The sequence below is a fragment of the Variovorax boronicumulans genome, assembly GCF_029892485.1.
GTDB lineage: Bacteria > Pseudomonadota > Gammaproteobacteria > Burkholderiales > Burkholderiaceae_C > Variovorax > Variovorax boronicumulans_B.
Genome location: NZ_JARXVG010000009.1, coordinates 173,529 through 197,290 on the forward strand (window position 1 = coordinate 173,529; position 23,762 = coordinate 197,290).

General features: G+C 67.7%; 20 protein-coding genes. 16 read left to right on the plus strand and 4 right to left on the minus strand.

Going from position 1 to position 23,762, the window contains the following annotated elements:
* Positions 1-111 precede the first annotated feature (111 nt).
* Genes M2282_RS21060 through M2282_RS21075 form a run of 4 tightly spaced genes read left to right on the plus strand, consistent with a single transcriptional unit; the run spans position 112 to position 5,735 of the window.
* Positions 112-807 carry a GntR family transcriptional regulator gene (locus M2282_RS21060; protein ID WP_280810711.1) on the plus strand — a complete coding sequence of 232 codons (696 nt, stop codon included), beginning with the start codon at positions 112-114 and terminating at the stop codon, positions 805-807.
* 10 nt (positions 808-817) lie between these two features.
* Positions 818-3,880, plus strand: coding sequence for an FAD-binding and (Fe-S)-binding domain-containing protein (locus M2282_RS21065; protein WP_280810712.1), 3,063 nt, complete (start codon positions 818-820; stop codon positions 3,878-3,880).
* Between the two features lie 59 nt (positions 3,881-3,939).
* A complete protein-coding gene (locus M2282_RS21070; RefSeq protein WP_280810713.1) occupies positions 3,940-5,187 on the plus strand; it encodes a YbfB/YjiJ family MFS transporter in 1,248 nt (415 codons plus the stop codon).
* Positions 5,184-5,735: a methylated-DNA--[protein]-cysteine S-methyltransferase gene (locus M2282_RS21075; RefSeq protein ID WP_280810714.1), complete on the plus strand. Its 552-nt coding sequence runs from the start codon at positions 5,184-5,186 to the stop codon at positions 5,733-5,735. The genes M2282_RS21070 and M2282_RS21075 overlap by 4 nt, the downstream gene beginning before the upstream one ends.
* A 33-nt stretch (positions 5,736-5,768) precedes the next feature.
* On the opposite strand, the gene M2282_RS21080 is transcribed toward M2282_RS21075, so the two are convergent.
* Positions 5,769-6,695 carry a LysR family transcriptional regulator gene (locus M2282_RS21080; protein ID WP_280810715.1) on the minus strand — a complete coding sequence of 309 codons (927 nt, stop codon included), beginning with the start codon at positions 6,693-6,695 and terminating at the stop codon, positions 5,769-5,771.
* 120 nt (positions 6,696-6,815) lie between these two features.
* On the opposite strand from M2282_RS21080, the gene M2282_RS21085 reads away from it, so the two are divergent.
* Positions 6,816-7,673: an NmrA family NAD(P)-binding protein gene (locus tag M2282_RS21085; protein WP_280810716.1), complete on the plus strand. Its 858-nt coding sequence runs from the start codon at positions 6,816-6,818 to the stop codon at positions 7,671-7,673.
* Here M2282_RS21085 and M2282_RS21090 read toward each other — a convergent pair.
* On the minus strand, positions 7,651-8,553 hold the full coding sequence (locus tag M2282_RS21090) for a LysR substrate-binding domain-containing protein (protein WP_280810717.1): 903 nt from the start codon (positions 8,551-8,553) through the stop codon (positions 7,651-7,653). The genes M2282_RS21085 and M2282_RS21090 overlap by 23 nt on opposite strands.
* A gap of 87 nt (positions 8,554-8,640) precedes the next feature.
* On the opposite strand from M2282_RS21090, the gene M2282_RS21095 reads away from it, so the two are divergent.
* From M2282_RS21095 to M2282_RS21120, 6 genes are all read left to right on the plus strand, one after another.
* The gene (locus M2282_RS21095; RefSeq protein WP_280810718.1) at positions 8,641-9,804 is read left to right on the plus strand and encodes an MFS transporter; all 1,164 of its coding nucleotides are present in this window, start codon (positions 8,641-8,643) and stop codon (positions 9,802-9,804) included.
* Positions 9,801-10,421, plus strand: coding sequence for a pyridoxamine 5'-phosphate oxidase family protein (locus M2282_RS21100; protein WP_280810719.1), 621 nt, complete (start codon positions 9,801-9,803; stop codon positions 10,419-10,421). The genes M2282_RS21095 and M2282_RS21100 overlap by 4 nt, the downstream gene beginning before the upstream one ends.
* A gap of 116 nt (positions 10,422-10,537) precedes the next feature.
* On the plus strand, positions 10,538-11,203 hold the full coding sequence (locus tag M2282_RS21105; protein WP_280810720.1) for a DUF3348 domain-containing protein: 666 nt from the start codon (positions 10,538-10,540) through the stop codon (positions 11,201-11,203).
* 10 nt (positions 11,204-11,213) lie between these two features.
* On the plus strand, positions 11,214-13,313 hold the full coding sequence (locus tag M2282_RS21110; RefSeq protein WP_280810721.1) for a DUF802 domain-containing protein: 2,100 nt from the start codon (positions 11,214-11,216) through the stop codon (positions 13,311-13,313).
* Complete coding sequence (locus M2282_RS21115) at positions 13,313-13,960, plus strand: OmpA family protein (protein WP_280810722.1); 648 nt, start codon at positions 13,313-13,315, stop codon at positions 13,958-13,960. Before M2282_RS21110 ends, M2282_RS21115 begins: the two co-directional genes overlap by 1 nt.
* Complete coding sequence (locus M2282_RS21120) at positions 13,953-14,564, plus strand: DUF2894 domain-containing protein (RefSeq protein WP_280810723.1); 612 nt, start codon at positions 13,953-13,955, stop codon at positions 14,562-14,564. Before M2282_RS21115 ends, M2282_RS21120 begins: the two co-directional genes overlap by 8 nt.
* 25 nt (positions 14,565-14,589) lie before the next feature.
* Here the strand turns inward: M2282_RS21120 and M2282_RS21125 are convergent, their stop codons facing one another.
* Both M2282_RS21125 and M2282_RS21130 read right to left on the minus strand, forming a co-directional pair.
* Positions 14,590-15,885: an MFS transporter gene (locus M2282_RS21125; RefSeq protein WP_280810724.1), complete on the minus strand. Its 1,296-nt coding sequence runs from the start codon at positions 15,883-15,885 to the stop codon at positions 14,590-14,592.
* Between the two features lie 60 nt (positions 15,886-15,945).
* On the minus strand, positions 15,946-17,808 hold the full coding sequence (locus tag M2282_RS21130; RefSeq protein WP_280810725.1) for a M48 family metallopeptidase: 1,863 nt from the start codon (positions 17,806-17,808) through the stop codon (positions 15,946-15,948).
* 200 nt (positions 17,809-18,008) lie between these two features.
* Between M2282_RS21130 and M2282_RS21135 the strand changes: the two genes are divergently transcribed.
* From M2282_RS21135 to M2282_RS21155, 5 genes are all read left to right on the plus strand, one after another.
* Positions 18,009-18,806, plus strand: a complete 798-nt coding sequence (locus M2282_RS21135) for an SDR family NAD(P)-dependent oxidoreductase (protein ID WP_280810726.1) — start codon at positions 18,009-18,011, stop codon at positions 18,804-18,806.
* A gap of 13 nt (positions 18,807-18,819) precedes the next feature.
* Positions 18,820-19,677 (plus strand): CmcJ/NvfI family oxidoreductase, encoded by an 858-nt coding sequence (locus tag M2282_RS21140; protein ID WP_280810727.1) that lies wholly within the window; start codon positions 18,820-18,822, stop codon positions 19,675-19,677.
* Between the two features lie 4 nt (positions 19,678-19,681).
* Entirely contained in the window at positions 19,682-21,013 is a 1,332-nt protein-coding gene (locus M2282_RS21145; RefSeq protein WP_280810728.1) for an LLM class flavin-dependent oxidoreductase, read from the plus strand.
* 72 nt (positions 21,014-21,085) lie between these two features.
* On the plus strand, positions 21,086-22,300 hold the full coding sequence (locus M2282_RS21150) for a multidrug effflux MFS transporter (RefSeq protein WP_280810729.1): 1,215 nt from the start codon (positions 21,086-21,088) through the stop codon (positions 22,298-22,300).
* Between the two features lie 92 nt (positions 22,301-22,392).
* Positions 22,393-23,748 carry an MFS transporter gene (locus M2282_RS21155; RefSeq protein WP_432422922.1) on the plus strand — a complete coding sequence of 452 codons (1,356 nt, stop codon included), beginning with the start codon at positions 22,393-22,395 and terminating at the stop codon, positions 23,746-23,748.
* The last annotated feature ends 14 nt before the right edge of the window (positions 23,749-23,762 follow it).

The following is a 23,762-nucleotide window of genomic DNA, read 5'->3' on the forward strand; positions in this document are numbered from 1 at the left end:
TTCACTTTCAGTTTTGCATTCAAAATGCATTTATGTTCGATGGTTTACCCTTAATCCATGGGGTTGTGAGCCCCATTTTTTGCATTCAAAATGCACTCAAAGGGAACACCCATGACCGCCGAAATCATCGAAATCTCCAGGCTCGCCCTCCATGACCAAGTCGCTGCGCGCCTTCGCACCATGCTGGTCGAAGGGCACATCGCACCCGGCGCCAAGCTCAACGAGCGCGAGCTGTGCCTGCAACTGCGCGTGTCGCGCACGCCGCTGCGCGAAGCCATCAAGCTGCTCGCGGCCGAGGGGCTGGTCGACCTGTTGCCGAATCGCGGCGCTGTAGCGGTGAAGCTCACCGAGGCCAACGTGCTTGACACCTTCGAGGTGCTGGCGATGCTCGAAGGCATGTCGGGCGAGCTGGCCGCCAAGCGCATCACCGACGAAGAACTGGCCGAGGTGCGCGCGCTGCACTACGAAATGCTGGCCTGCTTTTCGCGGCGCGATCTCTCGGGCTACTACCGGCTGAACGCGCGCATCCATACGGCCATCAACGAGGCCGCGGGCAATCCGGTGCTCGCGAGCACCTACCGCTCGATCAATGCGCGCGTGCAGTCGTTGCGCTTTCGCACGAACCAGAACGAGACAAAGTGGAAGCACGCGGTCGACGAGCACGAACAGATGATCCAGGCGCTGGCCGCACGCGATGCGCCGGCGATGCGCAAGGTTCTCATCGCGCACGTGCTGCGCAAGCGCGACACGGTGCTGGAGCTCCTGCGGGCCGGCGAAATCTATCCACAAGCCAACAAAGCGAGCTGAACGCCACGCCATGCGCATAGATCCCGCCAGCCACATGCAGCCAGCCGGAACCGTTCTTCCGCCCAATGACACCTGCGAGCTGCTCGCGCGCCGGCTGCGTGCCGAGACGCAAGGCAAGGTGCTGTTCGACGACGGCTCGCGCGGGCGCTACGCCACCGACGCGTCGATCTACCAGATCACGCCGGTCGGCGCCTTCGTGCCGACCAACGACAGCGACATCGCCACAGCCATCGACATCGCACGCGACCTGAAGGTGCCCGTGCTGGCGCGCGGCGGTGGTACCAGCCAATGCGGACAGACCACGGGCGCCGCGCTGGTCATCGACAACAGCAAGCATTTCCGGCGCGTGCTCGACGTGAACGTGGAGGAGGGCACTGCGACCGTCGAGCCCGGCCTCGTGCTCGATCACCTGAACGCGAAGCTCAAGCCGCTCGGGCTCTGGTACCCGGTCGATGTGTCGACGAGCGCGCAGGCCACGCTGGGCGGCATGGCGGGCAACAACTCCTGCGGCTCGCGCTCCATCGCCTACGGGAACATGGTGCACAACGTGCTGGGCGCGAGCGCGTGGCTGTCGAGCGGCGAGCTGGTCGACTTCGGCCCGACGAGCACGCTCGGCGTAGGCGCAGCCGGCATCGCGCAGTTCGTGCGCAGCCTCGCGCGGCAGCATCGCGATGCGATGGCGGAGAACTGGCCCAAGGTGATGCGCCGCGTGGCCGGCTACAACCTCGACATCTTCGACAACCAGAGCGAGAAGCCGTACACGGCCGATGGCAGCGTGAACCTCGCGCATCTGCTGATCGGTTCGGAAGGCACGCTCGCCTATACGAAGAGCCTGAAGCTCAAGCTCGCGCCGCTGCCGCGCGCGAAGGTGCTGGGCATCGTGAACTTCCCGACCTTCCATGCGGCCATGGATGCAGCGCAGCACATCGTGAAGCTCGGGCCCACGGCGGTGGAGCTGGTCGATCGCACGATGATCGAGCTGAGCCTCGCGAACCCGGCTTTCAAGCCGACCGTGGAGACTGCGCTGATCGGCAAGCCTGCGGCCATCCTGCTGGTCGAGTTCTCGGGCGCCGACAAGGCCGCGCTGCTGCCGCAGCTGAAACAGCTCGTCGAACTGATGGGCGACCTGGGCCTTCCGGGCAGCGTGGTCCAGATGCCCGACGACGCACGCCAGAAGAACCTGTGGGAAGTGCGCAAGGCCGGCCTCAACATCATGATGAGCCTCAAGGGCGACGGTAAACCCGTGAGCTTCATCGAGGACTGCGCGGTGCCGCTCGAACACCTGGCCGAATACACGGATGCGCTGACCGAGGTGTTCGCGAGACACGGCAGCCGCGGCACCTGGTACGCGCACGCCTCGGTCGGCACGCTGCACGTGCGGCCGATCCTCGACATGCGCGCCGACGGCGCCACGAAGATGCGCGCCATCGCCGAAGAAGCCAGCGCGCTGGTGCGCAAGTACAAGGGCGCGTTCAGCGGCGAGCATGGCGACGGCCTGTGCCGCGGCGAGTGGATCGAATGGCAGTTCGGCCCGGCCATCAACGAGGCCTTTCGCGCGATCAAGAAGAAGCTCGACCCGATCGACCTGTTCAACCCCGGCAAGATCATCGACCCGCCGCGCATGGACGACGGCTCGCTGTTCCGCTTCGCGCCGCCGACCGCGCCCAAGCCTTACCGCCGCATCGAACTCAAGCCGGTGCTCGACTGGTCGTCCTGGAACGTCAACGCCGACCCCGTGACCGAGGTGGCCACCGCACCCGGCACCGGCGGCGACAGCACCGGCGGCCTCGCCAAGGCCGTGGAGATGTGCAACAACAACGGCCACTGCCGCAAGTTCGATGCAGGCACCATGTGCCCGAGCTACCGCGTGACGCGCGACGAGCAGCATCTCACGCGTGGTCGCGCCAACACGCTGCGCCTCGCGCTCTCGGGTCAGCTCGGCGCCGACGCCTTCACCAGCGAGGCCATGCACGAGACCATGGACCTGTGCGTCGGCTGCAAGGGCTGCAAACGCGATTGCCCCACGGGCGTGGACATGGCGAAGATGAAGATCGAGTTTCTCGACCACTACAAGAAGCGCCATGGCCACACGCTGAAAGACAAACTCGTGGCCTACATGCCCGACTACGCGCACAGGGCGAGCCGCATGCCGTGGCTGCTGAACCTGCGCAACAGCGTGCCGGGTGCGGCGTGGCTCGGCGAAAAGCTGCTGGGTTTCTCCGCGAAGCGCTCGCTGCCCGAGTGGCGCAGCGACACCTTCTGGCGCGCGAAGGGCAACGAGCCCGGATTGTTCGCCGACCAGGCCTCGGTGCTGTCGGTGGCGGCGCGGGGCGGCAAGGCGGCGGTGCTCTTCGTCGACACCTTCAACGGCACCTTCGAGAGCGAGAACGCCTTTGCGGCGGCGCGCGTGCTCGAAGCGGCCGGGTATGTGCTGCACACCGTCGAGAAAAGCGGCGGCCACCATTGCTGCGGCCGGACTTTCCTGGCCAGCGGCATGGTGGACGAAGCCAAGGTGCGCGCCGAGGCGCTGATCGATGCGCTGCTGCCGCTCGCCCAGGCCGGCATCCCCATCGTCGGCCTGGAGCCTTCGTGCCTGCTCACGCTGCGCGACGAGACGCTGGTGATGGGCTTCGGCGACAAGGCGCAGATCGTGGCGAAGCAGGCGCTGCTGTTCGAGGAATTCATCGCACGCGAAATCAAGGCAGCCCGGTTCAAACTGGCGCTCAAGCCGTCCACGACACCGATCCTCCTGCACGGCCATTGCCATCAGAAGGCCTTCGGCGCGGTGAGCCCGATTCTGGAAGTGCTCAAGCTGATTCCCGGTGCCGAGCCCGAGCTGATCGAGAGCTCCTGCTGCGGCATGGCCGGCAGCTTCGGCTACGAGGCGAGCCACTTCGACGTCTCGATGCAGATGGCCGAGGCGAGCCTGTTGCCCGCGATCCGCGCGAAGCCCGATGCGGTGGTGGTGGCCGATGGCACCAGCTGCCGCCACCAGATCGGCGACGGCGCGCAGCGCGAGGCGGTGCATGTGGCCGTGTTGCTGGCGCGGCACCTGATTCCGGCGAGGCGGTAAACCGCCCGGCTGGCGGGCAGGATCGCGCAGGCTGCCGCAGAATGGGCGCCCCAGATCCGATGTCCTCCGCGCTCACTTCTTCCTCCCTCCGCGCGCAGCCCACGCTGCGGCTTGCGTTCGCGCTGTCGATGGGCGCGGCAGTCTCGCTCGGCATCACCCGCTTTGCCTACGCGCTGTTGTTGCCGCCGATGCGCGACGACCTCGGCTGGAGCTACGCGCTGGCCGGCGGCATGAACACCGCCAACGCGGTCGGCTACCTCGTGGGTGCGCTGGTCACGCCGACGCTGATGCGGCGCTTCGGCGTGGCGCGGCTCCTGATCGTCGGCGCCGTGCTGGCCAGCGTGTTCATGGCGGGCAGCGGCTTCGTGACCGATGCGCCGGCCTTGCTGCTGCAGCGCTTGCTGGCCGGCGTGGCCAGTGCCTGGGTGTTCGTGGCGGGCGGGTTGCTGGCTGCGCGGCTCGGCGAAGCGGACGCACGAACCGGCGGGGCCGCGCGCGGCGGGCTGCTGCTGGGCATCTACTACGGCGGCACCGGCTTCGGCATTTTGTTGTCGGCGTTGCTCGTGCCGCAGGTGCTGCGCTGGGCGTCAGATGTGCCGCACGGATGGACCTGGGCGTGGTGGGCGCTTGCGCTTGCGAGTGCCGCTGCGACCTGCCTGCTGGCCTGGGCCGCACGCGCAATGCCCGATCCGCCGGCCGCGGCAACACCGTCTGCCGTCAGTGCGATGCAGTCCGAGGCCGAGGCCGCGGCGCTGCGTCAATTCGGCTGGGCGCTCGCGGGTTACGCGCTCTTCGGCATGGGCTACATCGGCTACATGACCTTCGTGATCGCGCTGCTGTGGGAGCAGGGCGCCAGCGCCGGCTTCGTCACCTTGTTCTATGCCTTGCTGGGCATCGCTTGCGTGGCCTCGTCGCGCCTGTGGGCCGGGCTGCTCGACCGCTACCGCGGCGGCCAGCCGCAGGCGCTGCTGAACGGGCTGCTCGGCGTGGCCACGTTGCTGCCGGTGCTGAGCCCCTCGGCGCCGGTGGCGTTGGCCTCGGGCGTGCTGTTCGGCGGCGTGTTCCTGTCGGTGGTGGCCTCGACTACCGCGCTGGTGCGCCACAACCTGCCGCCGGCACGCTGGGCGCAGGGCATCAGCCTGTTCACCATCGTCTTCGCGCTCGGGCAGATCGTCGGGCCGACGGTGACGGGCTGGATTTCGGATGGCCCGGGCGGCCTCGCGCGCGGGTTGGTGGCCTCGGCGATCGCGCTGTGGATCGCGGCGGTGCTGGCGTCGCGCCAGCATGCGTTGAAGGAGATTGGATGACGGGACAAGACGACAACGGCTTCGCACTGTTCGAGACCTCGATCGGCATGTGCGCCCTGGCCTGGGGACCGCTCGGACTGGTCGGCGTGCAACTGCCCGCCGACGAGGGCGGCCCGGCCACGCGGGCGCGCATGCGGCACCGCTTTCCGGACCTGCAGGAAGGGCCACCGAACGACATGGCGCAGCGCGCCATCGCCGCCATCCAGGGCCTGTTGCAGGGCGTGCACGACGACCTGAGCCACATCGTGCTCGACATGCGCGGCGTGTCGGAGTTTCACCAGCGGATCTACGCCATCGCGCGAAGCATTCCGCCGGGGCAGACGCGCACCTACGGCGAGATTGCGGAGGAGCTCGGTGACAAGGGCCTGTCGCGTGCCGTGGGCCAGGCGATGGGGCACAACCCCTTCGCACCCGTGGTGCCTTGCCATCGCGTGCTCGCGGCGGGCAACAAGCCCGGAGGGTTCTCGGCTGGCGGTGGCGCGCTGACCAAGCTGCGCATGCTGGGCATCGAGGACGCGCGGCCGAACGGGATGGCGTCGCTGTTCTGAGGCCTCTCGTTCAGAGGCCTGCGAGCCGTTGTCTCATCGACGCGATCCGGGCTTCGCTGCCGGGGCAATCGCCGCCAACACGAAATCGATGAACGCCCGCACCTTCGCCGCCGGCAGATGCCGCGACGGGTACAGCGCATAGAGCGGGAATCGCTCGTCGGGCCAGTCGGGAAACAGGTCGATGAACTCGCCGCTGTCGAGCTGCGACTGGATGCCCACCGCCTTGATCTGTGCCACGCCGACACCCGCGAGCGCGGTGGCGAGGATGGTGCCGGCATCGGTCAGCAGCAGCCGGCCGGTGGTCGGCACCTTGACCAGCTTGCGGCCGCGCTGGAACTCCCATGCGTAAGGCTGCCCCGTGACCGGGTTGCGCACCTGGATGCATGCGTGGTTCACCAGGTCCGCCGGCTTTGCAGGGCGGCCGTGCCGCTTCAGGTAGCCCGGCGTTGCGACGGTGACGATGCGCGTGTCCATGAGCTTGCGCGCCACCAGCGACGACGAAGGCGGCTCGCCGAAACGCACCGCGATGTCGAAGCCCTCGGCCACCAGGTCGCCGAGCTGGTCGCGTGCGACGAGCTCGAGCGAGAGCTCCGGGTGCAGTTCGAGAAAACGCGGGATGTGCGGTGCCAGCAGCAGGCGCGAGGTGAAGGCATCGGTGTTGACACGCAAGCGCCCGCGTACCGCACCGGATGAGCCCGAAGCGATCGTCACCGCGTCTTCGATGCCCAGCACCAGCGGATTGACGTTGGCGTAGAGCAGCCGTCCTTCGTCGGTGAGGTTGAGCGAGCGCGTGGTGCGGTCGAACAGGCGCACGCCGATGCGTGCCTCCAGCCGTGCAATGGCGCGGCTGACGCCCGAGGGGGTGAGGCCGAGGGCAGTGGCTGCGCTCGCGAAGCTGCCGCCTTCGACGACTGCGGCGAGCACGCCCACGTTGGAGAGAAGCCGTCCATCGAGCGCCATGTGTTCATTCGTGATCAGGTGTCATGAATGATATGCCACCAGGTCGCTTTACTCAAAGGCGGGCGCTTTCTACATTCGTTCCATCGCATTCACTCATTCACTGGAACAAAGGTAAATCTCATGTACGCAATCACCGGTATCACCGGCAATGTCGGCGACGCCGTCGCGCGCAGCTTGCTGGCGCAAGGCCATCCCGTTCGCGCGGTGGTCCGCGATGCGGCCAAGGGCAAGGCCTGGGTCGACCTAGGCTGCGAAATCGCCATCGCAGAAATGGAAGACGCCCAGGCGCTGACGCACGCGTTCACGGGCGCTCGAGGCGTCTTCGTGCTGCCGCCGCCGAACTTCGACCCCACGCCCGGGTTTCCGGAGGCAAAGGCCGTCATCACTGCAGTGAGCCGGGCGCTTGTTGTGGCGCGGCCGGCTCGCGTGATCTGCCTTTCGACCGTCGGCGCGCAAGCCGCCCAGTCGAACCTGCTGAGCCAGCGCACCTTGATGGAAGAAGCGTTGGCGGCATTGCCGCTGCCGGTCTCGTTCCTGCGGCCTGCATGGTTTCTCGACAACGTGAGCTGGGACATTCCGCAAGCGCGGGAGCGGGGCGTGCTCTCCAGCTTCCTGCAGCCGCTCGACAGGGCCGTGCCCATGGTCGCCGCGGCGGATGTGGGACGGGTTGCTGCGGAGTTGATGGTGCAGGTGGGCGCTGTCGAACGCATCGTCGAGCTCGAAGGTCCCGAGCGTGTGAGCCCGAATTCGATCGCTGCGGCACTCGCAGAGGTTCTGGGCCGCGCGGTTCAGGCCGAAGCGGTGCCGCGCGAAACCTGGGGTGCACTCTTTCGCGCGCAGGGTGCGAGAGACCCGATGCCGCGCATCCAGATGCTCGACGGCTTCAATGAAGGATGGATCACCTTCGAAGGCGGCGATTCGACCGTGCGCAAGGGCAAGCTCGGGCTGGTGGAGGTCATCCGCTCGCTGGCGGGCTGAGCGGCGAGAGCATCTCCTCGAACCACGCCGCCACATGCCGTGCCTCGGGCGCCGCATCGGGCGCAAGCCCGTAGTAGTAGCGGTCGAGCGTCATGCGCAGCGCAGGCAGCGGCGATTGCAGCCGCCCCGAAGCCAGGTCGTGCGACACCAGCGATGTCGGCGCGAGCGCGATGCCGAGGCCATCGACCGCGGCCTGCAGCACGAAATGCAGGTGATCGAACTGCAAGCGGCCCGCTGGCTTGGTGCGCGGTGCGCCGACCTGTTTCTTCCACGCGTCCCAGTCGTCCTTGCGCGTCTTCGCCGACAACTGAACGTGCGACGACAGCGCGCGCAGGTCCGCGAGCGGATGGGCCTTGAACAGGGCCGGCGCACCGACGACGAGCACCTCGTCTTCGAGAAAGGGATGCACGGCGATGGAGGAGGGCCAGCCTTCGAGCCCGCGGCGCACGGCGATGTCGAAACTGCCCGCTGCCTGCTCGGGCATCACCGTGCTGGTGACCACCTGCGGTTCGATGTCGGGATGGCGCTCGACGAACGAGGGCAGCCGTGGAATCAGCCAGCGCACCGCGAACGAAGGCCGCACGTTGATCCGCACTGCGCGGGCCGGGCCTTGCGCCTGCAGCGCCTGTGCGGCCGCATTGATCTGCGCCAGCGCCGGTCCCGCCTCGGCAAAGAACTGCTGGCCTTCCGCAGTCAGCGTGACCTGGCGGATGCGGCGCTCGAAGAGTGCGACGCCCAGGCATTCTTCGAGGCTCTTGATCTGCCGGCTCACCGCACTGTGCGTGACATGAAGCTCCTGCGCCGCGCGCGTGAAGCTCTGGTGGCGCGCCGCAGCGACGAAGGCGCGCACGGCATTGAGGGGCGGTTCTCGGAGCGGCATGTGTGCAATTTTCTCACGCATGAGGGGCGTTAATCTCGTTTGTCAGCCTGCGGTGCCGCGGCGCACCATGCGGTCTCGATGTCTTCCATGCCCCCCCCGCCAACGCCCCGCGCCACCGACCTGGACTCCCGCCACGCGGCCATCGCGCTCGGGCTTTCGCTGCCGGCCGACGTCGTTCTCTACCTGCTGCTGCCGATGTACGCCGGGCAGTTCGGCGTGTCGCTGGCCGAAGTCGGCATGCTGCTCGCGGCCAACCGGCTGGTGCGCATCGCGGGGTACCGCTGGGTTGCGCGCTTCTATGCGCGCAACGGCGACCGGCCGACCTGCACCATCGCCGTCGTGGCCGCCGCCGTCTGCGGCGTGGGCTACGCGACGCTCTCGGGTTTCTGGGCGCTGCTGCCGCTGCGGCTGATGTGGGGGCTGTGCTTCGCGGCGCTCAATCTTTCCACGCAGGCGCTGGCCACGGCCGACCCGATCGGCGCGGCGCGCCGCAACGGGCGGTCGCGTGCCTTCATCGCGATGGGGCCGGTGCTGGCGCTGCCGCTGGGCGCGGTAATGGCGCACTGGGTCGGGCCGCGCGCGATCTTCGGCGTTCTTGCGGTGTTCTCGCTGCTGGCGGTGTTCGCGACACGGCGGCTGCCGGCGGCACCGCATCGCGTGGAGAGGCCGGCGCGTCGCTTCAAGCGGCCCGACAGCCTCGACGGCTGGTCGTTCATGGAAGGGCTGGCGCTCGACGGGCTCTTCATCGTCGGCCTGTCCTATCTCGGCAAGGACCTGCTGCCGGGCAGCGCGGTGATCGTGGCCGGCCTGCTGCTGGCGTTGCGCTACCTCGCGGAGATCTTCCTGAGCCCGGTCGGCGGACACCTGGCGGAACGCTTCGGTGCCGAGCGCCTGCTGGTGAGTCTTTCGCTCATGACGGCCATCGCGCTCGTGGGTTTCGGCTTCGGCTGGCTCTGGAGCTGCGCCGCGCTGATCGTGGTGCTGCGCGCGTTGCAGTTGCCCTTGCTGCCGCCCATCGTGGCGCGCCGCACGCCGGGGCCCGAACGCGTGCATGCGCTGGCCGCGCGCTCGGTGTGGCGCGACATCGGCGCCGGCACCGGGCCGCTCATCGCGGGGCTGCTGCTGCCGGTCGCGTCGCCGCCGTGGGTCTACGGCATTGCCGCATTGCTGCTGGCGGGCATGGCGCTGGCCTGCGGCCGGAATCCATCGCACCATCCGACATCCCACACGCAGGAGCGAACTTCAAGATGACGACTTCCCATGCCATCGACACCGTGGCCCGGCTCGAAGCCCTGTTCGGCCAGCCCGGCGAAGCCTCGCTCAGGAAGGAGGTGCCGTACCTGCATCCGAGCTACCAAGCGCTGATTGCCGCATCGCCGTTCGCGGTGCTCGCGACGACCGGCCCCGAGGGGCTGGATGCATCGCCGCGCGGCGATGCGCCGGGTTTCGTGGCGGTGCAGGACGAGAAGACGCTGCTGCTGCCCGAGCGCCGCGGCAACAACCGCCTCGACAGCCTGCGCAACATCGTGACCGATCCGCGCGTGGCCTTGCTCTTCCTGATTCCCGGCGTCGGCGAAACGCTGCGCGTGAACGGAAGAGGGCGCATCACCGTCGATCCGGGCGTCATGGCGCGCTTTGCCGTGGAAGGCAAGCTACCGCAATGCGTGATCGAAATCCAGGTGGAGACGGTCTACTTCCAATGCGCCCGCGCGATCCAGCGCTCGAAGCTCTGGGCACCAATGGCTGCGGACGCAAAGCGCGAAGTGCCGACGGCCGGGGCCATTCTTTCTGCGCTGACCAATGCGGCGTTCGACGGCGCGGCATACGACCGGGAACTGCCGGCGAGGCAGCAGGCAACTTTGTACTGAGGACCATTGTGTTTCCAAGGTTCAGCAACATGTCACGCAAAGCAACCGCCAGGGGTGGCAGGGCCTTCCAGGGAGGGGTGGCAGTGTAGACTGCCAGGTTTTTCCAATTGGCGGTAATGGTGCAAGTGTCAAGGCGCACAGGCTTCACCGGCTCGGCGCTGATTCGCTTGCTCGCTCGACTGACCGACATCGAAGTCCCCGAGCCCAGACAGGCTTTCGCGGATCGATTGAGCCAATGGCTCGGCTGGACCGATGCCATCTCCCTGTCTGCGGCGCTGAACGGCGGCGTGGCGCCAGCGTCTTCCGGCGTGCGTTCGGCCGGCAATCCCGAAGAACGCGAATGCAACCGCGTGCGCGCCGCGCTGGCCAGCGCCATCGCGCAAGACATGCAAGGCGCCGCACGGGACGCCACGGCCGACTTTGCGGCCTGTCGCCGGCGCTACCACGCCAGGCAGCAGGCGATGCAGTCGAGCATCGGCCCCTTGCGGGGGCGCATGCGGTCGACGCTGGCAACGCGTTCGCCGGACATGGCACGGCTCGCGGCGGTGGATGTGGTCATGGAGCAGGTGCTGGGTGCACAGGAGCATCGATTGCTGGCGACCGTGCCCGCGATGCTCGAGAAGCACTTCGAGCGGCTGCGGCAGGCCGATACAGATACCGAGGGCGAGCCCGGCGCGTGGCTGGGCGTGTTCCGCAAGGACATGAACGACGTGCTGCTCGCCGAGATGGAAATCCGATTTCAACCGGTCGAAGGGCTGCTCGAAGCCCTTCGCGCAAGGTAACCAGAGTTTCATGACCCAACTTCTTCATCGCATCGTCTTCGTCGTCGGCCTGGCCGTCGTTTGCTGGGTCGGCATCGGATACATCGGCTCGAACCCGCTGGCGCTGGCGATCACCGTGCTCATCGGCGCGTTCTACGTGGTGGGCGCGCTGGAGCTGCACCGCTTCGGACAGGCGACGACCACGCTGACAAGGGCCGTCACCGACATGCCCGCGCCGCCGACCAGCCTGGGCGAATGGCTCGACAAGCTGCATCCTTCATTGCGCAACGCGGTGCGCCTGCGCATCGAGGGCGAGCGCGTCGGCCTGCCCGGCCCGGGCCTCGCTCCGTACCTCGCGGGCCTGCTCGTGCTGCTGGGCATGCTGGGCACCTTCCTCGGCATGGTGGTCACGCTGAACGGCACGGGCACGGCGCTTGAAGGCGCGTCGGACCTGCAGGCCATGCGCGCCTCGCTGGCCGCGCCGGTCAAGGGCCTGGGCGTGGCCTTCGGCACCTCGCTCGCGGGCGTGGCAACCTCGGCGACGCTCGGTCTTCTCTCGGCCCTGAGCCGGCGCGACCGGCTGCAGGCCGCGCAGCTGCTCGACACGCGGATCGCGACCACCTTGCGCGTTTTCTCGCTGGCGCATCAGCGCGAGGAGTCCTTCAAGCTGCTGCAGCGCCAGGGCGAGGCGATGCCCGCCCTGGTCGACCGGCTGCAACTGATGATGGCGACGATGGAGCGCCACAGCCAGGCGCTGAACGAGCGCCTGATTTCCAGCCAGGACAGCTTCCACGGCAAGGCCGAGGCCGCGTATGCGGGCCTGGCGTCTTCCGTCGGCCAGTCGCTCAAAGATGGCCTCGCCGACAGCGCCCGCATCGCCGGCGCGACGATCCAGCCGGTGGTCGAAGCCACCATGGCCGGCATCGCCCGCGAGACCGCCTCGCTGCACCACACCATCGAACAGAGCGTGCAACGGCAGCTCGACGGACTCTCCACCCGCTTCGAGGCCAGCACCACCACCGTGGCCGACATCTGGAAGACCGCGCTCACTGGCCAGCAACGCACGAGCGAAGCGCAAGCCAAGGATTTGCGCGCCACGCTCGACCAGTTCGCGCAGACCTTCGAGCAGCGTTCGGCTTCGCTGGTGGACGGTGTCGCCACGCGCCTTGAAACCACGGTCGAGCGCATGTCGGACAACTGGCGCAGTGCGCTCGCACAGCATGAGCGCGCGAGCGAAACCCTCTCGGGCGACACGCACCGCGCGCTGACCGCAGCAGCCGCCACCTTCGAGCAGCATTCGGCATCGCTGCTCGGCACCGTGGGCCAGGCGCACGCCGACCTGCAGGCCGAGATGGCTTCGCGCGACCAGCAACGCCTGTCCGCCTGGACCCAGGCGCTCGAAGCGATGGCCGTGTCGCTCCAGCAAGAGTGGCAGCAGGCGGGCGCGCGCAGCGAGAACCAGCAGCAGGAAATCTGCACGACGCTGGCGCAGACCGCCAAAGACATTTCCGCCCAGAGCGAAGCGCATGCGAAGAGCACCATCGCCGAGATCGGTCAGCTGATGCAGGCCGCCTCCGAGGCGCCCCGCGCCGCCGCCGAGGTGATCGCCGAGCTGCGCCAGAAGCTCTCGGACAGCATGGCGCGCGACAACGCGATGCTCGACGAGCGCAGCCGCATCCTCGGAACACTTGAAACGCTGCTCGATGCCGTGAACCACGCATCGACCGAACAGCGCTCGGCCATCGATGCGCTCGTGGCCACGTCGGCCGACCTGCTGGACCGCGTCGGCACGCGCTTCACCGACAAGGTCGACACCGAAACCGGAAAGATGGCCGACGTGGCCGCGCAGATCACCGGCAGCGCCGTCGAAGTGGCGAGCCTGGGCGAGGCCTTCGGTTTCGCGGTGAAGCTGTTCACCGAATCGAACGACAAGATGAGCGCGCACCTGCAGCGCATCGAAAGCGCGCTGGGCAAATCGATGGTGCGCAGCGACGAGCAACTGGCCTACTACGTGGCGCAAGCCCGCGAGGTCATCGACCTGAGCATCTCGTCGCAGAAGCAGATCGTCGAAGACCTGCAGCAGCTCGCTGCGCAACGCGATCACCGCGCAACAGCGGGCAGCGAAGCGTGATGACCGAGGACATCGACGCCGGCACCGAGGCCTCGGTGCCGGTATGGGCCGTCTTCGGCGACCTGATGTCGGGTTTGCTGGGCGCCTTCGTGCTGATCCTGGTGTGCGTGATCGGCATGCAGCTCGAACTCGCGACCAAGCTCGAGGCCGAGGTCAAGCAGCGCAAGGTCGAGGCCGAGCGGCTGCAGACGCTCGAGCAGGCACTGGCCGGGCCGCTCGCGGCGGGCCGGGTGACGCTGAACAACGGGCGCATCGGCATCAGCGGCAGCGTGCTGTTCGCGTTGAACTCCGCGGAATTGCAGCCCGAAGGCCGGCAGTTGCTCAAGAGCCTGGCGGCACCGCTGACCGCGTACCTCCAGGCCCGCGACGAGATGCTGATGGTGAGCGGCTTCACCGACGACCGGCAGGTGCGCGGCGGCAACCGCCAGTTCGCGGACAACTGGGAGCTGTCGGCCCAGCGCGCCTTGACGGTGACGCGCACGCTGATCGAGGAGGGCATTCCGTCGTCGTCGGTCTTTGCTGCGGCGTTCGGTGCCGAGCAGGCGGTTGCGTCGAATGCCGATGCCGACGGGCGATCGAAAAACCGGCGCGTGGAGATGGCGCCCACGCCGAAGCGTTCGGACCTGAAGACAAAGCCTCGTGAGTAGCGACGAAGCCAACGGTGTCGACGCGACGCTCGACGCATGGCGCGAGCGCGGGGCACATCGCCTCGACCCGGTCCGTTTTCATTTCATCGAGACGCTGGCCAGGCGCGCCGCAGACCACGGCGGGGATGCGCGGCGCATGCTGGACGAGCGGGTGGCCGCACTGCTTGCGGCTTATGGCGAGGAATTCGAAAGCGCGCCAGACACGGCAACTGCTGCTGTCAGGCAGTCCGTACGCGGGCCGCTCGCGGAGCTGACCGACCACTTGGCGAAGCACGCTTCGTCCGATCGGATGGACCCGGCGACCAACGAGCTGAAGATGCTCCAGTTCTTCCGGAGCACCTGGTCGAAGCTGAGCGCCGAACGCCGCCTCACGCAATCGCTGGCCAGGCTACCGCAGAACGCCGGCCCGCTCAACTCGCACAACCTCGTGCACCAATCGCTCACGCTGATGCGCGAGCTGTCGCCCGAGTACCTCAACAAATTCGTGTCGTATGTCGACGCCTTGCTGTGGGTCGACCAGGCGAATGCCGGCAATGCGCCGTCGGGTGCGGATGCGCCGCGCGCCGAAAGCGGCAAGAAGACGGGGCGCAGCAAGTCCGGCTGACGCTTCCAGCCAGCGCGCCGTCTGATCAGGCCTGCCCCTGCGCCGCCTGCTCCGCCCGCGCATCGTGCCCGATGATCAGCACCAGCACGAACCCCAGCGCCGACAGCAGCGCAAGGAAGAGCACCGCGTAGAAGTCGTTGCCCATGCGGTCCTTCAGCGCGCCGAAGATCGTCGGACCGATGTAGCCGCCGAGGTTGCCGATGGAGTTGATCCACGCAATGCCCGCTGCAGCCGCGGTGCCGCTCAGGATGGCGGTGGGCAGCGTCCAGAACATCGGCAGCGCGCTGAAGATGCCGAACGCGGCGAGCGTCACGGCCGCCATCTTGGGAATGGGCGCGCTGGTTTGCGCGGCCACCACCAGGCCCACGACGATGCACGCGAGCGGGATCAAGAGGAACCACTTGCGCTCCTTCTTCGCGTCGGAGGCACGGGTCCAGAACACCATCGCGATGGCGCCGATCAGGTACGGAAAGGCGTTGATGAAGCCGATCTCCACGTTGCCCAGGCCGCCGAAGCCCTTGATGATCTGCGGCAGGAAAAAGCTCAGGCCATACAGCGGCACGGTGATGCCCATGTAGACGAAACCGAGGCCGATCACGCGCGGGTTCAGCAGCGCCTGCTTCCATGAAATGGTGTGCAGCGCCTCGCGGCTGCGGCGCTCGCCGTCGAGCGTGTTTTGCAGCCAGTCGCGCTCTTCGTTGGAGAGCCACTTGGCATCCTTGGGACCGTCGGGCAGGTAGAACAGGATGAAGAAGGTCAGGATCAGCGAGGGAATCGCCTCGAGGATGAAGAGCCACTGCCAGCCGTGCATGCCGCCCACGCCATCCATGTTGAGGATGAAGCCCGAGATGGGCGAGCCGATCACCGTGGAGATCGGGATCGCGAACATGAACCAGCCCACGATGCGCGCGCGGTACGCCGCCGGAAACCACAGCGTGATGTAGAAGATCACGCCCGGAAAGAAGCCGGCCTCGGCAATGCCGAGCAGAAAGCGCACGACGTTGAAGCTGGTCGAGCCGCCCACCCAGGCCTGGGCCGCGGAAAGAATGCCCCAGCTGAACATGATGCGGGCGATCCAGCGGCGCGCACCGAAGCGCTCCAGCGCCATGTTGCTCGGCACCTCGAAGAGGAAATACGCAAGGAAGAAGATGCCGGCCGCGCTGCCGAACACGGCGGCGGTGAAGCCCAGGTCCTTGGACATCGCGGCACCGGCAAAGCCGAGGTTCACGCGGTCGAGGTAGGCGATGAAGTAGCTGATCATCAAGAGCGGCAAGAGCCGCCAGCTGATCTTCGAGATGGTTCTTTGTTCGATGGGGTTCACGGTGTGTCTCCTGTTATGTGAAGGTTTTTGTGGAGCCTGTCCGGTGACAGGTGGTGGGGGTCAGGACGCCTGATCTTCTTCTTTTTGCTGTGCCCTCATGATCTGGTGGCGTTGCCAGTAGTGGCCGACGGCGCCTCGGAAGTTGTCTTTCTGCTTGCCGAGGCCCGCTACCTTGACCTTGGTGGTGCGCGCGCCCAGCACGCCCTTGTCGTGGTGCGTGACGATCAGCGTGTCGCCGAAGCTGCCGTCCTTGTAGGTGAGGCCCTTCACCTCGTCCCACGCGATCGTCGAGCCGCCGTCCGCGCTCGGATGCAGGCCGGTGTAGTCGACCACGATGCGCTCGCCGCCCTTCAATGCGAACTCGAGCGGCGGAAAGTGGCGCAGCACGACGATGCGTTCTTCTTCGTTGGCCGGTTCGTAGCGGTAGGCCAGGCTCAGTTCGTGGTTCTGGACGAAGCGCTGCTCGTACTCGCTCCACAGGCGTTGCTCGATGGCCGGGGCGGTCTCGATCTCGTCGGCCCAGGTGGCCTGCGGTGCGGTTGCGACGATGGCGCCGTACACGCTCTCGGGCACATGGTGATCGACGTTGCGCATGCGTTCGAGCAGCGGCGGATGGCTGTCGTAGGGGTGGGGCACGTCGGCCGTCTTCATCGTCTCGATGAACGCCTCGGAGCTGGCGTAAGGCGGCAGCCCGTCGGCCACGAAGCGGGCGATGCCCAAAGCGCCGTCGTGCTGGCGGTTCTGCGCGAAGAGCTTCTGCTCGACGTCGTTGCGGTAGCTCGCGTAGGCCGAGATCTTGATCAGCGACTGCACGATGGCGCTCGGCGCCGTGAGACTCGCGGACACGCGGTCGGCCTTGTATTCGCGCTCGCGGCTGTCGCGTGCGAGGGCGAACTCGAAGATCATGCGGTACAGGCGCAGCAGGTAGTGCGCCACGATGGTGAGACCGCCGCTGCGCATCTGCCAGGTGTACTGGTCGAATTGCCGCAACTTGGGGCCCAGCGCCGCGCTGCTGCGGGTATCGCCGCCGCCCAGGTGGGCCAGCTCGTGCGCCAGCACCGCATCGGCCTCGGACTGGTCGAGCACGCGCAGGAGCGGAAGGCTCACGAACAGCGTGCGGCCGTTCAGGGTGCGTCCGCCGACTTCGATGGGCGCTTCAGTCACGAAAAAGTTGGTGTCGATGCCCGCGACGATCTGGTCGGGCGGCGCGGTCTTCACGCGGCCCGCGAGCTGGCGGATGCGCTCCCACAGTCGCGGCGCATCGGCCTGTGCGATGAGCTCGCCATCGATCGCGTTCACTGACGGCAGCTTCTTGAACAGCGTGTAGACCGCATAGAACACGGCCGCAGCGGCCGCGACGCCGGCAATGATGATCAGCTTGACGTAGTAGCTGTGCCAGAAGAAGGCGGTGAGCCAGAACGAGAGCCACACCAGCATCGCGCTCTGCAGCACGACCTCGACGGCACTGGACACCGTCATGAGCCGCCAACCCGCGACGAAGCTCGCATAGCGCAGGCCCCGGTTGGCGAAGGCCAGCGCGCCGAGCACCAGCGCCGCTGCGAGCAGTGCTGCGCCCAGCGCCAGCGTCCAGAGGGCAGCGCGGTCGGCCCAGTGGAACTGCCACTGCATCGAGTAGGGGCTGCACACCTTGTCATGGAAATTCTTGTCTTCCGGTGCGGTGGCGTCGCAGGCCTTGGAGAGCGGATGGCTGCGATAGAACGCGGTGGCCTCGGCCTTGTCGTCGGCGGAGAGACGGGCATCGGAAGTGATGCGTTTTTCAACCGCCTGCAGGAACTCGGCGTCCTGCGAGCGCAGTGCGTACTCGGTGAAGACCAGCGTCGCCGCCGGTATGGCAAAGAGCGACACGAGGGTCAGGAGAAACACGCGAAAAAGATCGGCGTGGATCGTTCGGGCGAAGGCCATGGATAACTCCTCCTGGATGGCAGATGCTGTGAATTGTTGTGGAAGCGGTCCGGGAAGCCGATAGCGTAGCCGCCGAGCGCGTCGCTGTGAAATTTCGTGGCGCGTCAAGCGCATGCGACCGCCGACCAGCCAGCAAATAAGGTTATCGCTTTTGCATCGTTCCACGGCTTGGAACGCAGGTATAGCCTTCGGCCTCACCTATGCCTACAGCCTCTGCATCCACCCCCGATTCCTCTTTCAACCCGGCTCCGTCGCCGGTGGCCTGGATCGCCGGTGTCGGCGCCAGCGCCGGCCTGGGCGCGGCGCTTGCACGGCGCTTCGCGGCCGAGGGATTCCTCGTCGCACTGACCGGCCGCACCCCGTCGCAACTCGCCGCGGTGGCCGCTGAAATCGAAGCCGCCGGCGGGCGGGCCCAGGTGTTCGCGGGTGACGTGGCGAGCGAGGCCGAGATCCACGGCATCGCGCAACGCGTGCAGGCATTGGGCCCGCTGTCGGTGGCGATCTTCAATGCGGCGAGCGCGGTGCGTGCGCCGACGCTGGAGATCTCTGTCGACCAGTTCACGCAGGCCTGGCGCACCAGCGCGCTGGGCGGTTTCATCTTTGCGAAAGAGGCCTTGCAGGGCCTGCTGGCCAACGGCTTCGAGGCCACTGCACCCAGGGCGCGCGGCAGCCTGCTGTTCACCGGCGCCACCGCGGCCCTGCGCGGCAAGCCGCCGTTCGCCGCCTTCGCGGCGGCCAAGGCCAGCCTGCGGTCGTTGAGCCAGAGCCTGGCGCGGGAGTTCGGACCGCAGGGCATCCACGTGGCCCACGTGGTGATCGATGGCGGCATTGACGGCGAGCGCCTGCGCAGCAACGCGCCCCAGCGCGTGGCGCAGGCCGGCGACGACGGCCTGCTGCAGCTCGATGCCATCGCAGAAAACTACTGGCAGCTGCATGTGCAGCACCGCAGCGCATGGACGCAGGAACTCGACCTGCGTCCGTTCAAGGAACCCTTCTGAGGAGTCATGCCGCATGGGCAACGCATCGAATGGCCAACTGGTGGCCGGCACGCTTTCCTCGGTGGAGGCGGAGCTCAACTACCTGAAGGCGGGGCAGGGCAGGCCGGTGAGCTACACCTTCGAGCCGCCGCCCGGCGTGCCCTGGGTAACCGGCGAACTGGAGCCGCGCCGCGTGGCCATCCGCGATGGCCGCCCGCTCGTGGCGCTGCGCGAACTCTCGCTGGACCGCAGCGGCTTCACGCAGATCTCGCACCGCAGCGTGGTGGCCGACTTCTCGCACGACGCGACCATCCGCGATATCTACTACCGCGAGGCCGAGGCGCTGCTGCGCGACGTGACGGGCGCCGAGAAGATCGTCGTCTTCGATCACACGCTGCGCGACAGCGCGCAGGGCTCGCGCCGCACCGCCGAATTGCGCGAGCCGGTGCGGCGCGTGCACAACGACCAGACCTTCGTCTCCGCACCGCGCCGCGTGCGTGACCACCTGCCGCCCGACGAAGCCGAAGAGCGCCTGAAACACCGTTTCGCCATCGTCAACCTGTGGCGCCCGCTGGCCACGGTGGAGCGCCTGCCGCTCGCGCTGTGCGATGCGCGCTCCATCGCGTTCGAGGACATGGTGCCGAGCGACCTTGTGTATCCCGACAAGGTGGGCGAGACCTACTCCTTCACCTGGAACCCCAAGCACCAGTGGTACTGGTTCCCGAGGCTGCGGCCCGACGAGGCGCTGCTGCTGAAGATCTACGACTCGCGCGACGACGGCACCGCGCGCTTCACCGCACACACCGCGTTCGAAGACCCGACCGGCGCGCCCGAAGCGCCGCCGCGCCGCAGCATCGAGTTGCGCGCGCTGGTGTTCTGGCCGGCCGAATGACGCCATGAGCACAAGCAAGCAGCTGCGGCTGGGCGCCTTCATGCGCCCGGTCAGCATCCACACCGGCGCCTGGCGTTACCCCGGCGCATGGCGGGATGCCAACTTCAACTTCGCGCATTTGAAGCAACTGGCGCAGACGCTGGAGCGCGGCCGCTTCGACGCTTTCTTCATGGCCGATCACCTGGCCGTGCTCAACATGCCTATCGAGGCGCTGCAGCGCAGCCACACGGTGACGTCGTTCGAGCCATTCACGCTGCTGTCGGCGCTGGCGCAGCACACGAAGCACATCGGGCTGGTGGCGACCGCATCGACCACCTTCGACGAACCGTTCCACATCGCACGGCGCTTCGCCTCGCTCGACCATCTGAGTGAGGGCCGCGCGGGCTGGAACATCGTGACCACCTCCAACCCCGACGCGGCGCTGAACTTCGGCCGCGACGACCACATGGAACATGACGAGCGCTATGCCCGCGCCCGCGAGTTCTACGACGTGGTCACCGGCCTGTGGGACAGCTGGGCCGACGACGCCTTCGAGCGCGATGCCGAAAGCGGCCGTTTCTTCGACCCCGCGAAGCTGCATGTGCTCGACCACAAGGGCAAGTACCTCTCGGTGCGCGGGCCGCTGCACATCGCGCGGCCGGTGCAGGGCTGGCCGCTGATCGTGCAGGCGGGCGCGTCGGAAGCAGGGCGGCAGCTTGCGGCGGAAACGGCCGAGGCGATCTTCGCGGCGCCGGGCACGCTGGCCGCGGCACAAAGCTTCTATGCCGACATCAAGGGCCGCATGCGCAAGCTCGGGCGCGAGCCGGACCACCTCAAGATCCTGCCCGCGGCCTTCGTGGTGGTCGGCGACACGGTCGAAGAGGCCCGCGCCATCCGCGCGAAGCTCGACAGCCTGGTGCACTACGACAGCGCCATCGCCTCGCTCTCGATCCAGCTCGGCCACGACGCCTCGAAGTTCGACCCCGATGCACCTCTGCCCGACGTGCCCGAGACCAATGCCAGCCAGAGCAGCCGCGCCCGGGTGATCGAGCTGGCCCGCAGCGAGAACCTCACGGTGCGACAACTGGCTCAACGCCTGGGCGGCTACGGCGGCCTGGCCTTCGTGGGCACGGCGCAGACCATCGCCGACGAGATGCAGGAGTGGCTCGAGACCGAGGGCTCCGACGGCTTCAACGTGATGTTCCCCTGGCTGCCGGGCGGGCTGGACGCCTTCGTCGACAAGGTGGTGCCCGAGCTGCAGCGCCGCGGCATCTTCCGGCGTGAATACGAAGGTCGCACCCTGCGCGAGAACCTTGGTTTGCCTCGCCCTGCCAACCGATTCTTTTCCCCGGATTAGCAACGGACCCGGGCCCGCAGGCAACCGACCCCACGCCTGCATCGATTGGCGCGCTTGACGACAATCGGATCAATGCGTTCTTCCCCCTTCTTCAAGATGGCCCTCTTGCTGGGCCTGCTCTCGGCCATCGGGCCCTTCGCCATCGACATGTACCTGCCCGCGCTGCCCGCCATCGGGCAGAGCTTGCGCGCCGACATCGGCGCGGTGCAGATGAGCCTCACGGCGTTCTTTCTTTCGCTCGGCGCGGGCCAGCTGCTCTACGGGCCGATCTCCGACATGGTCGGGCGCAAGCCGCCGCTGTATGCCGGGCTGGTGCTCTTCGCATTGGCCAGCGTGGGCTGCGCACTGGCCACCGACATCCAGACGCTGATCGCGCTGCGCTTCATCCAGGGCCTGGGCGCCGCGGCCGGCATGGCGATTCCGCGCGCCATCGTGCGCGACCTGCACACCGGCACCGATGCGGCGCGGCTGATGTCGCTGCTGATGCTGGTGTTCAGCGTGTCGCCGATCCTTGCGCCGCTCGCGGGCAGCGCGGTGATCGCGGTGGCGGGCTGGCGCGGCGTGTTCTGGGCAGTGACCATCGCCGCGGTGGCGGGCCTCGCGATGATGGTCAAGCTGCTCGACGAAACCCGGCCCGCCTCCGAGCGCGTCGAAAGCAGCCTGGGCAGCGCGCTTTCGGCCTATTGGCTGCTGCTGCGCGACTGGCATTACCTCGGGCTGGTGTTCATCGGCAGCTTCGCGATGGCGGGCTTCTTCACCTACCTGGCCAATTCGTCGTTCGTGATGATCGACCACTACGGTCTCTCGCCCGCGCTGTACAGCGTGGCTTTCGGTGTGAACGCAGCGGCCTTCATCGGCGCCTCGCAGTTCACCGGCTCGCTCGGCGAGCGATACGGGCTGGTCAATCTCGTGAAGTTCGGCGTGGCGTGCTGCGGCGTTGCCATGGTCGGGATGTTCGTCTACTTTGCGATGGGCGGCGACAGCATCTGGGTGCTCATCGTTCTGTACTTCATCGCCTCGGGCTTCATGGGCCTCGTGATCCCGACGACCGGCGTGCTGGCGCTCGAAATGCACGGCGCCATCGCAGGCACCGCCTCGGCGCTGCTGGGCACGCTGCAGATGCTGACGGGCGCACTGGCGATGGCGGTGGTGGGCTTCTTCACCGATGGCCGGCCGCTGCCGATGGTGGCCGGCATGGCCTGCGGTGCGCTGATTGCGGGCGTGCTGACCTGGCTCACGCTGGGCCGCGTGCGTTCCGAACCCACACGAAGGACGCAGGAAGCGTGAGTTCGATACACCCGGGCGCCGCACTGGCGAGCGCCGAAGACAACACCCTCAAGCCCATCGACGGCCTGGCCTCGCCCGCACGCGGCTGGGCCATGCTGGTCATCATCCTCGGGCTGATCGTGGCGGTGCTGGACGGCACCATCGTCAACCTCGCACTGCCGGGCATCGCGCGCGAACTGCAGGCCAGCCCCTCGCAGGCGATCTGGGTGGTCAACGCCTACCAGATCGCCACGCTGGTGATGCTGCTGCCGCTGGCTTCGCTGGGCGACCTCGTGGGCTACCGGCGCGTGTACCTGGTGGGCATGGCGGTGTTCGCGCTGTCGTCGCTGGCGGCCACTTTCGCCAATTCGCTCGGCACGCTGATTGCGGCGCGCGCCTTCCAGGGACTGGGCGCGGCGGGGATCATGAGCGTCAACGCGGCGCTGGTGCGGCTGGTGTATCCCTCGTCGCAACTGGGCAAGGGGATGGCGATCAACTCGCTGGTGGTCGCCACGTCTTCAGTGGCCGGGCCTTCGGTGGCGGCGGCGATTCTCTCGGTGGCCTCGTGGCCCTGGCTCTTCGCGATCAACGTGCCGCTGGGCATCGTCACCTTCGCGCTCGGCATGAAGGCGTTGCCGTTCAACCGCGTGGCACCGGCGGCCGGGCTCCGGTTCTCGCCCGTCGACGTGACGCTCAACGTGCTGATGTTCTCGCTGGTGTTCCTGGGCGTCGACAGGCTGGGCGTGCGTGAAGGCGGCGTGGACGGCGGCGGCGGTCACTGGTCCGCCTGGGCCATCCTGCTGGCCGGGCTGGCGGTGGGCTTCGTCTACCTCCGGCGCCAGCGCACGCAGGCAGTGCCGCTTTTCCCCATCGACCTGCTGCGCATTCCCGTGTTCGCGCTGTCCATGGGCACCTCGGTGGCCGCGTTCTGCGCGCAGATGCTGGCCTACATCGCGCTGCCGTTCCTGCTGCTCGATGTGTACGGCCGCAGCCACATCGAGGCGGGCCTGCTCATCACGGCGTGGCCGCTGGCCATCGTGGTGATGGCGCCCATCGCGGGGAAGCTGATCGGCAAGTATCCGGACGGGTTGCTCGGCGGCATTGGCCTCGGCCTGTTGGCCACCGGCCTCGCGCTGCTGGCCGCGCTGCCGGCGCACCCGGGCAATGCCGACATCGCCTGGCGCATGGCGCTGTGCGGCCTGGGCTTCGGGCTCTTCCAGTCGCCCAACAACCACACCATCGTCAGCTCCCCGCCCGCGCACCGAAGCGGTGCGGCCAGCGGCATGCTGGGCACGGCGCGGCTCACGGGCCAGACCTTGGGCGCGGTCGTTCTGGCAGGGGTGTTCGGCGTCTGGAGCCCGCACGGCGGACACGGCCCGGTGGTGGCGCTGGTGCTGGCTGCCTGTTGCGCGGCAGTGGCGGCAGTCTTCAGCAGTCTGCGGCTGAAGACGACAAATCCGCACCACTGAATAGGGTAGGGTAC